At 40.3% G+C, this 11,792-nt stretch carries 13 protein-coding genes and 1 tRNA gene; 10 read left to right on the plus strand and 4 right to left on the minus strand.

The window, feature by feature from the left end:
* Nucleotides 1-17: 17 nt before the first annotated feature.
* Together Q4533_RS00120 and Q4533_RS00125 are read left to right on the plus strand one after the other, a co-directional pair.
* Entirely contained in the window at nucleotides 18-578 is a 561-nt protein-coding gene (locus tag Q4533_RS00120) for a chalcone isomerase family protein (protein ID WP_157936284.1), read from the plus strand.
* Nucleotides 579-643: 65 nt separating this feature from the next.
* Nucleotides 644-1,171, plus strand: coding sequence for a DUF3833 domain-containing protein (locus Q4533_RS00125; protein WP_102439149.1), 528 nt, complete (start codon nucleotides 644-646; stop codon nucleotides 1,169-1,171).
* 91 nt (nucleotides 1,172-1,262) lie between these two features.
* Here Q4533_RS00125 and Q4533_RS00130 read toward each other — a convergent pair whose 3' ends face one another.
* Nucleotides 1,263-1,607, minus strand: coding sequence for a DUF3634 family protein (locus Q4533_RS00130; RefSeq protein WP_102438755.1), 345 nt, complete (start codon nucleotides 1,605-1,607; stop codon nucleotides 1,263-1,265).
* Between the two features lie 298 nt (nucleotides 1,608-1,905).
* Between Q4533_RS00130 and Q4533_RS00135 the strand changes: the two genes are divergently transcribed.
* The gene (locus Q4533_RS00135) at nucleotides 1,906-3,354 is read left to right on the plus strand and encodes an NAD-dependent succinate-semialdehyde dehydrogenase (protein ID WP_303410451.1); all 1,449 of its coding nucleotides are present in this window, start codon (nucleotides 1,906-1,908) and stop codon (nucleotides 3,352-3,354) included.
* Nucleotides 3,355-3,510: 156 nt separating this feature from the next.
* A complete protein-coding gene (locus Q4533_RS00140) occupies nucleotides 3,511-4,236 on the plus strand; it encodes a DUF599 domain-containing protein (RefSeq protein WP_102438751.1) in 726 nt (241 codons plus the stop codon).
* A 132-nt stretch (nucleotides 4,237-4,368) separates the two neighbouring features.
* Here the strand turns inward: Q4533_RS00140 and Q4533_RS00145 are convergent, their stop codons facing one another.
* Entirely contained in the window at nucleotides 4,369-5,262 is an 894-nt protein-coding gene (locus Q4533_RS00145; RefSeq protein ID WP_303501269.1) for a polysaccharide lyase family 7 protein, read from the minus strand.
* Between the two features lie 640 nt (nucleotides 5,263-5,902).
* Between Q4533_RS00145 and Q4533_RS00150 the strand changes: the two genes are divergently transcribed.
* The 5 genes from Q4533_RS00150 (at nucleotide 5,903) to Q4533_RS00170 (ending at nucleotide 9,156) form a co-directional block, all read left to right on the plus strand.
* Nucleotides 5,903-7,216: a site-specific integrase gene (locus tag Q4533_RS00150; protein WP_303501270.1), complete on the plus strand. Its 1,314-nt coding sequence runs from the start codon at nucleotides 5,903-5,905 to the stop codon at nucleotides 7,214-7,216.
* On the plus strand, nucleotides 7,209-7,688 hold the full coding sequence (locus Q4533_RS00155) for a hypothetical protein (protein ID WP_303501272.1): 480 nt from the start codon (nucleotides 7,209-7,211) through the stop codon (nucleotides 7,686-7,688). Before Q4533_RS00150 ends, Q4533_RS00155 begins: the two co-directional genes overlap by 8 nt.
* Before the next feature lie 87 nt (nucleotides 7,689-7,775).
* On the plus strand, nucleotides 7,776-7,952 hold the full coding sequence (locus tag Q4533_RS00160) for a hypothetical protein (RefSeq protein ID WP_303501275.1): 177 nt from the start codon (nucleotides 7,776-7,778) through the stop codon (nucleotides 7,950-7,952).
* A gap of 3 nt (nucleotides 7,953-7,955) precedes the next feature.
* A complete protein-coding gene (locus tag Q4533_RS00165) occupies nucleotides 7,956-8,396 on the plus strand; it encodes a hypothetical protein (RefSeq protein ID WP_303501278.1) in 441 nt (146 codons plus the stop codon).
* Nucleotides 8,377-9,156: an inovirus-type Gp2 protein gene (locus Q4533_RS00170; RefSeq protein ID WP_303501280.1), complete on the plus strand. Its 780-nt coding sequence runs from the start codon at nucleotides 8,377-8,379 to the stop codon at nucleotides 9,154-9,156. Before Q4533_RS00165 ends, Q4533_RS00170 begins: the two co-directional genes overlap by 20 nt.
* 145 nt (nucleotides 9,157-9,301) lie before the next feature.
* On the opposite strand, the gene Q4533_RS00175 is transcribed toward Q4533_RS00170, so the two are convergent.
* Complete coding sequence (locus Q4533_RS00175; protein ID WP_303501282.1) at nucleotides 9,302-10,732, minus strand: DUF4041 domain-containing protein; 1,431 nt, start codon at nucleotides 10,730-10,732, stop codon at nucleotides 9,302-9,304.
* A 269-nt stretch (nucleotides 10,733-11,001) separates the two neighbouring features.
* Between Q4533_RS00175 and Q4533_RS00180 the strand changes: the two genes are divergently transcribed.
* The gene (locus tag Q4533_RS00180) at nucleotides 11,002-11,424 is read left to right on the plus strand and encodes a DUF5681 domain-containing protein (RefSeq protein ID WP_303501283.1); all 423 of its coding nucleotides are present in this window, start codon (nucleotides 11,002-11,004) and stop codon (nucleotides 11,422-11,424) included.
* A 190-nt stretch (nucleotides 11,425-11,614) separates the two neighbouring features.
* Here the strand turns inward: Q4533_RS00180 and Q4533_RS00185 are convergent.
* Nucleotides 11,615-11,691, minus strand: a tRNA-Ile gene (locus Q4533_RS00185).
* Nucleotides 11,692-11,792 lie beyond the last annotated feature (101 nt).

The raw sequence follows: 11,792 nt of genomic DNA on the forward strand, positions 1-11,792 counted from the left end.
CCTGTATCTTAGCTGTTATGAGTACAAACGTATTGGCTAACGCACAAGAGTTAAATACTGAGCCAACTCCCGCAGCAGAACTAATTTCATCAGTGCAATCTTCGTCAGTGCCAACGACACCAGCTTCGACAGCATTAGCCACGACAGATTTTAAACTGGTAGGCCAAGCCGATCTGGATTTATTGTGGTTTTCGGTTTACAGCGCCAAGCTAATGTCAGTAGATGGTGAATACAAAAATCAGCAATATCCACTGAAACTTGAAATCCAATACCATAGAGATATTGATGCAGAAGATTTAATTGAAGCTACCGTAGAGCAGTGGCAGCACATTGGTATCGAGCAAAGTCGCATCCCTCAACTGCAGGCTCATCTAGAAGGTATATGGCCTGATGTTAAGCAAGGTGACACTCTAAGCTTTATGATGCACGAGCAAAATAAAGGCCAGTTTTTTTATAACGAACAGCCTTTGGCGATGATCTTAGAACCGGGGTTTGCAGACGCATTTCTTGGCATTTGGTTATCAGAAAATACCAGTAGACCTAAATTACGTCAGCAGTTAATTGGAGTTAAGAAATGATTAAAGCAAGTTTAGCGTTAACGGCATTAAACAGTACGTGGCGACAGTTGCAATGCGCTTACGCTATGGCTAAGAAGTCATCTTTGCTGGTCATTTCGTTAGTGTTATTGACAGCGTGTTCATCAGCATCTATTGAAGATTATGATAAAACCACTCCGGAACTTAATTTACGTAGCTTTTTTGACGGCAAGTTAACTGCGGCGGGTATCGTACAAGACTTCTCTGGCACAGTGACCCGAAAATTTACCGTCACTATGGAAGCCAGTTGGCAAGGTAATAAAGGGGTTATTAACGAGTGGTTTATTTATGATGATGGCGAAAAGCAAACCCGAATTTGGCATATAACCGATTTAGGTAATGGCCAATATGAAGGTACGGCGAATGATATTTTAGGCACTGCGACCGGTGAGGCCAGAGGCAGTGCGCTGCGCTGGGCTTATGACATGATTTTAGAGGTTGATGACTCAGAATATGAGGTGCATTTTGATGACTGGATGTTTTTAGTGGATGAAAGCACCATTATAAACAAAAGCGATATCATCAAATTTGGGGTTACGGTTGCTCAGGTTACGTTAGTCATCAGCAAAGAGTAACTCAAATATCAATGGCTGAAGGCAGATTGAAGGCATTACAGTAGCGGTCAACTAATACAGCTTATATTGACCGCTAAAGCCTCTGGCTTCCTTAACCCTTTAGCTTTGAATTGTCCTGTTGCTTCTTATCATAATACTCAAATGGAAAAACGTTTCTGATCCGTTGGGTGATTTTGTCACCGACATTGGCAGAGACATGTAATCTTACCCCGTTCAGTTTTTCAGCTCTGACAGTACAAGTGAGCTTTTCGTGTTTGGCTATATTTTTACATTCCCGCAGAAATGCTTCAGGGATTTTCCCCGAGTGCTTATCGAGTTTGCCGTTTTTAAAATGCATTTCAAAGACTTTCAATCCTCTGCTGCCTGAAAAAATGAGCTTGTAAGCGATAACCAGAAATAACAGCACAAATAATATTTTAAATAGTGTATCTACCATAACAATATCCTTGTATTTACAGCCTGAGTGCCTTGAATATTAATTGAAATGACTCAGTAGGTTAAATCAAAATTTTCAATGTCTTACTGATTAAAATACTCTGCTAGTTGAGGAATGCAATTATTTTTAACGCTTTGTAATCTAGCTCACATTTACAGGGCATTTAAGCGGCGATTATAAAGGGCGAAATGGGGGCACAGCTTGGTTGTCAGCCAGTTGCTAAATCGTTAGCTCGTTAACCTTCGCAAACTTAGCTAAGATAGTAGTGTCTGCTATTTTGCTGCTAAAGGATACGATTGTGCATTTACAAGACCCCAGTTTGTTACGTCATCAATGTTATATCAATGGGCAATGGCGTGATGCCATATCGACCCATTGCGACACGATTATTAATCCTGCCACCAATAAAGAGCTAGGTACAGTGCCAAGAATGGGCCAGACTGAAACCCAGCAAGCCATTGAAAGCGCCAATAGTGCCTTAGCAGCATGGCAAGCACTCACAGCTAAACAGCGCCAAATAATATTAATGACTTGGTTTGAGCTGATATTAGCCCATAGCGATGATTTAGCGCTGATTATGACCTTAGAGCAAGGTAAGCCATTAGCCGAAGCCAAAGCTGAAGTCGCTTATGCCGCCTCCTTTGTGCAATGGTTCGCTGAAGAGGCCAAACGGGTTTATGGTGAGACCATTCCAGCCCATCAAGCTGATAAACGTATTATGGTGATTAAGCAGGCCGTAGGCGTTACCGCTGCTATTACGCCGTGGAATTTCCCGCTTGCGATGATAACCCGTAAAGCTGCACCTGCATTAGCAGCGGGTTGCACTATGGTGCTTAAACCTGCGCCGCAAACCCCCTTTAGCGCCTTAGCCTTAGCTGAGCTTGCAAGTCGAGCCGGTGTTCCTGCTGGGGTATTTAACGTGATCAGCGGCGATGCCATCGCCATCGGTGCAGAGCTTTGTGCTAACCCCATAGTGAGAAAGTTGTCCTTTACTGGCTCAACCGCTGTAGGCGTAAAGCTGATGCAGCAATGCGCGCCAAGTATTAAAAAGCTATCCCTTGAGCTTGGTGGTAATGCACCGTTTATTGTCTTTGATGATGCTGATATTGACGCGGCAGTTGAAGGGGCTATTCAAGCCAAATATCGTAATGCCGGACAAACCTGTGTTTGCGCTAATCGTATCTATGTTCAAAAAGGCTTATATCAGCAATTTGTGGCAAAGTTTACCCAAGCAGCAGCGCAGCTCAAAGTGGGTAACGGCTTAGATGATGGCGTCACTATTGGACCACTAATAAACCAAGCCGCAGTAGCAAAGGTGCAAGCTCATATTGATGATGCGCTACAACAAGGCGGTCAAATTGTATTGGGTGGTAAGGGCGATGCTTTAGGCGCTAACTTTTTTAAGCCGACAGTATTGGTTAATCTAAAGCAGTCGATGAAAGTGGCCAAAGAAGAAACCTTTGGGCCGTTAGCGGCGATTTTTGAATTTGATTCAGTTGAACAAGTGATCAAACAAGCCAACGATACCGAGTTTGGTTTAGCGGCTTACTTTTACGCCAAAGATATCTCTACCGTATATCAAGTATCAGAAGCCCTTGAGTACGGTATGGTCGGGGTTAATACCGGGTTAATTTCGAATGAAGTCGCCCCCTTTGGCGGAGTGAAGTCTTCAGGGCTTGGCCGCGAAGGCTCCCATCATGGTATCGATGAGTATCTTGAAATGAAATATATTTGCTTAGCGGTTTAAAGGCTGCCTTGGTCGTAAATATACGCTTCAATCAAGCTGATAACTGCCTAGCTGTTATTAAACTTGATTATTTAGCGGTTAATAACATGAAGGCTATTTAAGGCAAGAGTAATGTGTTGCATAATTAACCATTAATTCCATAATAGCTTGAGTCTTATGCTTTTCTCTTTTATCGATTTTATCGCTTTAGCGTGTTTCTTCTCATGCTGGGTGGGTTACACTTTTTTTGCCCGTAAAAAGGCCAAAACAACGAACTGTATCGCCCGCTGTTTGCATCAGCATCGTATCTATTGGATGGCCGAAGTGATGACCAAGGAGATCCGTGTGGGTGAGGCAGCATTGTTGGCAAACTTAGAACGTAATATCGCTTTTTTTGCCTCAACCACCTTACTGGTGTTGGCGGGTGTATTGACCTTATTTGCTCAAGTTGAGCGCCTTGAAGAAGTGATCAGCTCTATTCCCTTTGCCGCTGAACCTAATCATGCCTTAGTGCAGGTGAAGTTGGCTATGCTGGCAAGTATTTTTGTATTAGCCTTTTTTCAATTTACTTGGTCAATGCGTCAATATGGCTTTTTAAATGTGATGATTGGCGCAGCGCCCATTGATCGCACACGAAGCAATAAAAACTTGGCAAAGTATTCGCGCCAAATGGCCACGGTGGGCGATCAGGCCGCTCACTCTTACAATTATGGCTTACGAAGTTATTACTTTTCCATGGCAGCGCTTTGTTGGTTTTGGAACCCCATCTTACTGATAATAGCCAGCTTGCTGGTGGTTTATATTCTCTATCATCGAGAGTTTAACTCTCGGGCTGTTAAAGCCATTACTGCGGCGCAAAATTATTTGGAAATCGCTCAACAGGAACGTGAAAGTAAGAATTAAGTACCTGTTTAAGGGCCGTTAGAGCTATTTCAATGGCAAGGTAAGATGGAAAAACCAATGTAATCCGTGTGTTTATAAGAACGGTTTACATTGGTTTGTAATGCGGTGTATTACTCAGCAATTAAAGAGAGCTTATTGCGCTTGTTTTGTGTCTATGGCGTATTCTAAATTGTAGAAATGAGCTTCGCTTTTACCGTTTTCGAACTGGTTATAAACCCCAGCTTTGAAGTAGCTTAGCATGTCTTTCCAGTAGCTAATGTCATGCTTCACTTTAGTGACACCATCAACTTTAATGACCAGCTTTTGATCGCCAACAATGATGTCAAAATGCGTTGGCACATCAGGGGTAAACTTCCCTAAATTCATTCTCACATACGAATTTTTACAAACAGGCGTATCGCGGTTTCCACTGTCTTTACCACAATTCACATTGTTATTTTTGATGATAGCCCAGTAATGATCTTTTATGCCTTTTCGGTCGGCTTCGTAAACGACACGCAGTAATGGGTGAGGGATATAACCCACACCATGCTTGCCATCGTCAAAAGTACCTTTGTTGTGTACCTGTAAGAAGGTCATCGCATCATTTTTCGAAGGGCTGTTTTCTATGGCTTCTCGTGGATTGATAGGCATTAAATCAGCAGATAGACGATAAAAAGTTTGGCTTTCATCAGATTTGAAGTTTTCTAAGACGCGTAGTTCGTTACGTAACTTATAACCTTCCATATTCATGACCAGGGCTTCAGAGCCTTTATCTACATAAAAGTGCTCATTAACGATACCGCTAAAATTGCTGTCTTGAGCTAATTCATATTTACTGCCGGGTTTTGCGTTTGGTGTTGATATTTGCAGTTTTGAGGCACTTAATATTGATGAAAATTTTGCATAATCAGCAGGCGCTACTTGCTCACCTGTTGCTGGTTTCATCTCGATATTTGAAGGTGTTGGCGTTTCGGAGCTTGATGCACAACCACCCAGTAAACTACTAACAATAAGCGCTAAGGGTAACAGTTTTATTTTTTTCATTTTTATTCCTTTTAACGAAAACCTTGAGCCAAAATGTCATGGCAAACAGCGATGTAACAGTAGTAGGTTTAATTTAATATAATAATACAAATAAACTGTGTTTTAGATCAATTTTTTGTGAAGTTATCATTTGGGGTATGTGTTTTTGTTAAATTTCAGTAAGGCAGCCAAATATAAAAACGCTTTGAGTGTTATTTGCAATCAATGGAATGTTAGTTTGATGTCTTTAGGCTCACAGTGGAATTAAAGTCATGATAAAGCTGCTAGAACAATTTAGTGACTTACATCATTTGTGAGTTTTCAGCCGCTATCTACGTGGAATGATGATGTTGATATTTGTTGGTATTTCGCTAAAGTTAAAATTTTAAACATGAAAAAGCCGCTTGAATAAATCCAAGCGGCCTATCAATAAATTGGTGGCCCCTCCCAGACTCGAACTGGGGACCTGACGATTATGAGTCGTAAACAGGTCCAGATTTTATGAAACTTAATGAGATACAAAATAACTGTAAACTATTGCTGCTATTGAGTTTGCTGCTTTAACGTTTATCTTGTAATATCTAGTTATATCCCATTAAGTAACACCCTTACAGCACCCATTACAACACCCAGTGCTTTTAGAGGTTGTTTAGGACTGACTATGACTAGCAAGGCTCAGGCGCTCACAGATAAGCAAATACTAGGCGCAAAACCCAAAGCGAATAAGTATGAACTGGTGGACTCCACAAGGCAAAGGGGCGCTGGGCGGCTTGTTGTTCGGATAACCCCAAAAGGTAAAAAGGAATTTTGCTTTAAATATACTTTTGAAGGTGTAAGGCGTTATATCTCTATTGGTATTTATCCAACGATGAGCTTAGTTGATGCTCGAGAGGAGATCAGACCCCATTCAAGTGTGCTTGCTCAAGGCATCGATCCAAAAGTTAAGATTGAGAAAGATAAAGCTAAGCAAAACGCAGCAGAACAAGCCGAAGCAATGAAGGGCAGTATTCAGCAGCTTTTTAGGGCTTACACGGCACAAATGAAAGAGGACGGTAAGCGAACCTATGGCGCTGTATTGAAAGCTCTGGAAAAAGAAGTTTATCCCCATATACCAGCCATAACAAAAGCTAAAGAAGTACAGCCGACAGATATAGTCCCGATACTATCGTCCATGATCAAACGTGGCGCTGTGGTTCAATCAAACCGTGTACGAAGCTACATTGTCGCAGCATATAACTTTGGGTTAAGGCATGATTTAAACCCCGCACAGGCGCATACAGGCGTTAAGTTTGGTTTATTAATGAACCCTGCTCAAGTCGTGGCGAAACAGTCACATGCTGAAAAAGTGGGTGAGAATTGGTTAACACTTAATGAGGTTCAAGAGCTGTTAGCTAATTTTCATCGAGTGAATCGCATTGGTCCTATGGTATCGGCATTAATGGGACTTTGTTTTTATACGGGAGGGCAACGCCCTTATGAGCTGGTGGCGAGTCGTTGGGAGTCGGTTAACTGGAAAGAGAAAACCTTGCTCGTAACGGCTGAGGTAAGCAAAAACAAGCGGCCACACCTGATCCCATTAACTGATAGCGCGTTTACATTACTTAGGAATTTACAGGATGAATCCGAAAGTGGCCCGTTTATATTCCCTCGTAAGAATGACCACCAGCAACACCTAAGAACTGATAGTTTTTCAAAGGCTATTAGCCGCTACCGTGAAGCCTACCCAGAGAGTAAAGCGTTTGTTGCCCGTGATATTCGCCGTACCTGTAAAACGCTAATGGGTGAGCTTGGCATATCTAAAGAGCTACGCGATAGACTACAAAATCATGCGCTTAATGATGTGAGTTCTAAGCACTATGACCGCTATAGCTATTTACCTGAAAAGCGTGAAGCGCTAAGAAAGTGGGAAGCAAGATTAACAGGCATTGAGGGCACAATCATTGAAGGAAACTTTGGAGGTATCAAGCATGCCTAAAGAGCCGATCCCAAAAGAAATGTTTATTCAATATGCTGAAGATTTACTTAATCAAGGAGTGAGTAGAGCTAAGTGTATTTTTACCGAATCAGAGATGAGAAATCATGAAAAAGGCGTTGCTTTAGTTATGCTTGCTTATGCCAAAGGACTAATTCCTTACAAAAATACAGGTGGTAAATCCTATTCAAAAGAAGCTGCAGGCCTCGTTTTAGCTTTCTCTGAGCATTATGAACTAAATGATACTAATACTGAGAACTTTACAGGCGTTGGAAGAAGACTAGTTAAAGAGTGGAAAAAAAGTGACTGTGAAGTCACTGATGCTAAAAAACAATTCTGGCTGGATTTATTCTGTTCACTTAATTTAAATCCTCAAGATTATTCATTTAATAAGTTCAATTCAAAGCATGGTGAAGTAGCACAAATTGAAATAATTATTCCAAACAAAAAAGGTCATACACGAATGCAAGTTTGATTTTGGGATTCACTATCCAGTCATAAATACCAAAAATAATAATATACCTTCTTATAGTAACCTCTACATTCCCAAGAGGTTACATTCATGACTAACAACTATTATTCATACACAGATTTAGAAAATCGTTATAACAAGAATAAGCGAAGTATTTGGCGTTGGTGGGCAAAAGACAAAACCCTTGAGCCGCCAAAACGCGCGGGTAAGGTTCTTTTAGGCTGGACAAAAGAACAGCTTATTAAGTTTGAAAATGGGGAGGGCTAAGCCGTGAAACAGCAAAGCGCCCCGAAAGACGCCCTACATATACTCACTAGCTATGTTAGCAAAATTAAGACCCCAAGCAAGCAAGAAGCCTTTTTATCTGCGCTACTAGCCGTTGGCTATGCTGGGCTTAGGCAGGTTGAATGCTCGAATCGAGAGGGAGTTAAGTTCCCGTTTAATGGTGGTTCAATACGTTTCTATTCAGATTGTTTACATAGTGATGTGTCAAACCTACGAAACAATAAAGGCATTGCTCTCAAAGGAGTGCCTGACCCCTATCAATCTCCTTATGGTCATAAGGCGAGTTATCTACGCTATTGGCTACCTAATTTCAACGAAGCGAAGAAAGCGGTAAGCCTAGTTAATCGGCTGCGTAAAAAGCGCGGTGAAGAACCTATATCGGCTGAAAATGAATGGCTGATCTTACATGTGTTTTTTGGAAGTTAGTGTTATTTGCTGGTGGTCTATTTATCCATTCCACCAGCGCCCCAAACAGCATTTTTCAATGTTAGGTTTTTTACCCCTCGTTATCGAAATTGGAAAATACAAACCCAGTAACGGCAACGGGCGCAGCAAATGGGATGTTAGGTTTTTGACCCGTTTAAATAATATCTATACAGCTACTAAGCATGATCATAGAAGTACTAATAAACAATATTGCCTGATCCAAGGTCGTGAGTTTGAAGTGCCAAATGGTCATTTAGGTTGGTATCCGAAGATGGTTTTTAGATTTGTAGACCAACTTGAAGCCATGCTGACACATAGCCGTTGTGTGATGGTCATTAGGGCCGATTTACATATTAATGGCTACACGGACAAGAACAAGGTTTTGGCTATGTTTTGGCGCAGGTTAGGCAAGAAGTTAAAACGCAAATATGCGACTTTAGAAATTGGTTATCTATGGGTAAGGGAATATGAAAAGGCAGAAAATAAGAAGCAACACTATCACTTGATGCTAATGGTGAGTAAGGAGCTTATACATTACAGCGGTACAGTTACCACCATGATCATTGATGTATGGAAAGGTATTACAGGTACGCAAGCTCATATACCAGAGAATTGCTATTACACAGTAAAGCGTGGTGATCGGGTGTCATTTATCGAATCCGTAAAGCGTATGTGTTACTTGGCAAAATCTAGAGGTAAAGGTTACAGGCCGCCACAAACTAAAGATTTTGGTTCAAGCAGATTGAAAATAAAATCATAATTGATTCAGGTTTAATCTCAGATCTAAACTGACAGATAGCATTTAAAATGGGTAACTGTCAGGTTAAGTCTGGGCTAGTACAATTATAAGGCCGTTCTACATTTAAGAAGAGGGCCTTATATTTTGCTTTAACTTTTAATACTACTTAGGCAACGGCTTCAGTTTGTCGCTTGTGTTCTATTGCCAAGCTTTCACGATACTCACTAGCTTCAGCTTTTAATGTCCAATGAATATCTGATAAACCATGTTGTTGAACAACCTGCTTGATTTCAGCTATTGATGTTTTAAAAAACTCTTTGCGGGGATTGATCTTATTTACGGAGTGTAAATCAAATTTACGATGAAGTATCTTTTCTAAAGCTGGCGCATCTTCACTATAAATCATGGCGTGGACGTCAAATGAAAAGGGTACTGAAGCATCGCCTAACTCTTTAACACGAAGCATAGGCTCTAACCGACGCGTCATACCAATCTTAAAGATTTCTTGGCCGAAGCTTCCTATATTACTGATAACATAAACATGGCCTCGTCTAGTTTGTTGAGCCATTGACAATGCCCGTTGTCCTTTCTCTTCGGCTTCATGTAACTTTTGTTCTAGTTCTGCTAGTTGAGCTTCAAACTGGGCTTTTTGCTCCTCATTGGCCGATGATAGTTCAATACGTGCTTTTTCAAGTGCCTTTTGAATTAGACGTTCTTCCTTTTCTGCATCTTTCTGTGCTTTTTCCATCTCTCGAATTGCTTTTTCTTCTTCCCTTATTTGAGCTTTGATAGATGCTTGCTCTTCACGTTCTATTTTTTTTAGCTCCATTACAGATACTGCCCATTTTAATTCAACCAATCTGGCATCGAGATATTCTTGGTTAATTCGCGCATTCCTGAACGGGGCACCGTTATGATTTACTAGAGAAAAAGCATCTATAATCTGTTGTCTTAAAATACCATAATTATCATGTTTTACCTTAGCTAAAGTAGTATCGACTTTCCCATTGAAAGCATCTACAGCAAAATGAATGGCATAAGTTTTTCTGTTTACCTCAGCATAGTCACAAGCTCCTGCATGGCCTTCTTTTACTAGTTTACGTATCCGACTTCGAATTGTTTTTAACTCTTCACCAGCTTGTTTATGGCTAAATTCATCAGAAAGATCATCTAATACTGAATGGCTAGGAATGATGTAGTCGTCTTTGTAGCCATCAATAGCATTTCGCATAGCCTTTATTGCATTTTCATAGGTATCTGCTTTTGCTTTTGCTTCGAAGGCATCACCAGCTATTCTTTGTGCTTCTTTTTCAGCAAAATTAATTATATTAGTGGCTTCATCGCGAGCTTCATTGTGAGCTTCATCTACAATAATTCGTGCTTTTTCTTTAGCATCTAATGATTTTTGGTTAGCTTCAGTCAATGCTCTCGTTGCCTCAGCTTTCAGTTCCTCAGCTTCTTTGAAACCTTGCTGCGAAGCTTTTTCAAGCTCATGATTAAAATTAATTTTCATTTTTTGTATTTTACGCAAAGATAAAATGAATAGTATTAGCGGTAGGAACAATATAGTTAAAGCAATGATTGAATCTAAATTCATAAGTAACCTTCTTTCAGAAAAGAACCTTCAGTGTATTTGTTAGTTAATATTGTCTATCAGTTTCTGTATCAATGATTGAATTGTGTTATTAGTTAAAATTTCGGGATTAATATAACAAAAGTGTTTGATGTTTTATTGATACAGATTCTGATTTTTAATATTGAATAAGTTAACGCTAAAATGAATTGCAGATTATGAGTGTTTGTTGTTTTATTGTATGTATCAGGTAATCGATGCCTGATAAGCACGTTAACAACAGGTGGTCGATAATGACAAATAGAACATCAAAAGGGCAATTTTCTAAGGGCTGTAGTGGAAATCTCAATGGCAGGCCTAATAGTCAAAGTACTGAAGTAAGAGAAGCCTTAAAAGTACATGGTCAGGATATTGTTGATCAGCTAATGATTAAAGTCCGTGAAGGTGATACTGCGGCAATCAAAATAGCACTTGATAGGATTAGTCCCCCGTTAAAGCCAGTTACTGAACCTGTTAAAATGAATGTCGAAGACACTTCAGATCTAGTTGGCATTGCTAAGACCATCATTAATGAAATGCTAGCAGGAAATATCGATGCAAATACAGCATCTGTTTTTATTACTCAATTGAAGAGGATCGGTGGAGTAGTTGAAACGGACAAGTACATAAAGAATGTCAATGAGATTGACTCTATGTTCAGTACCAAATTATTTTAAAATTACAGCTTTTTAAATTTGGATACCCAATCTAACTATATGTAGAAATTAGTTAGCCCCCCTAGAATATTTATATTATTACTCTAAATTGCGGGTCAGATTTTCACCCTACAGCACCCATTACAGCACCCAAAAGCACCAGACATGAAAAAGCCGTAGTAGGTACTAACCTACTACGGCTTATCAAAATTGGTGGCCCCTCCCAGACTCGAACTGGGGACCTGACGATTATGAGTCGTATGCTCTAACCAACTGAGCTAAGGGGCCGACTTAAGATAGTCGTCACTATCGAAAGCGGAAAGAAGTATACGAAGTTTATTCACGGTTGTCACCCGCCAATTGCTGAGAATTGTGACTAAAAGATTCAA

Source organism: Shewanella sp. 6_MG-2023 (assembly GCF_030547195.1).
Taxonomy (GTDB): Bacteria; Pseudomonadota; Gammaproteobacteria; order Enterobacterales; family Shewanellaceae; genus Shewanella.

What these genes read in the sequence shown, in the direction of transcription:
- Q4533_RS00155 (WP_303501272.1), top strand. Translation starts at nt 7,209, where the DNA reads ATGCCTAAAGAGCCGATCCCAAAAGAAATGTTTATTCAATATGCTGAA.
- Q4533_RS00175 (WP_303501282.1), bottom strand. Translation starts at nt 10,732, where the DNA reads ATGAATTTAGATTCAATCATTGCTTTAACTATATTGTTCCTACCGCTA.
- Q4533_RS00120 (WP_157936284.1), top strand. Translation starts at nt 18, where the DNA reads ATGAGTACAAACGTATTGGCTAACGCACAAGAGTTAAATACTGAGCCA.
- Q4533_RS00125 (WP_102439149.1), top strand. Translation starts at nt 644, where the DNA reads ATGGCTAAGAAGTCATCTTTGCTGGTCATTTCGTTAGTGTTATTGACA.
- Q4533_RS00140 (WP_102438751.1), top strand. Translation starts at nt 3,511, where the DNA reads ATGCTTTTCTCTTTTATCGATTTTATCGCTTTAGCGTGTTTCTTCTCA.
- Q4533_RS00130 (WP_102438755.1), bottom strand. Translation starts at nt 1,607, where the DNA reads ATGGTAGATACACTATTTAAAATATTATTTGTGCTGTTATTTCTGGTT.
- Q4533_RS00150 (WP_303501270.1), top strand. Translation starts at nt 5,903, where the DNA reads ATGACTAGCAAGGCTCAGGCGCTCACAGATAAGCAAATACTAGGCGCA.
- Q4533_RS00145 (WP_303501269.1), bottom strand. Translation starts at nt 5,262, where the DNA reads ATGAAAAAAATAAAACTGTTACCCTTAGCGCTTATTGTTAGTAGTTTA.
- Q4533_RS00180 (WP_303501283.1), top strand. Translation starts at nt 11,002, where the DNA reads ATGACAAATAGAACATCAAAAGGGCAATTTTCTAAGGGCTGTAGTGGA.
- Q4533_RS00160 (WP_303501275.1), top strand. Translation starts at nt 7,776, where the DNA reads ATGACTAACAACTATTATTCATACACAGATTTAGAAAATCGTTATAAC.
- Q4533_RS00170 (WP_303501280.1), top strand. Translation starts at nt 8,377, where the DNA reads ATGTGTTTTTTGGAAGTTAGTGTTATTTGCTGGTGGTCTATTTATCCA.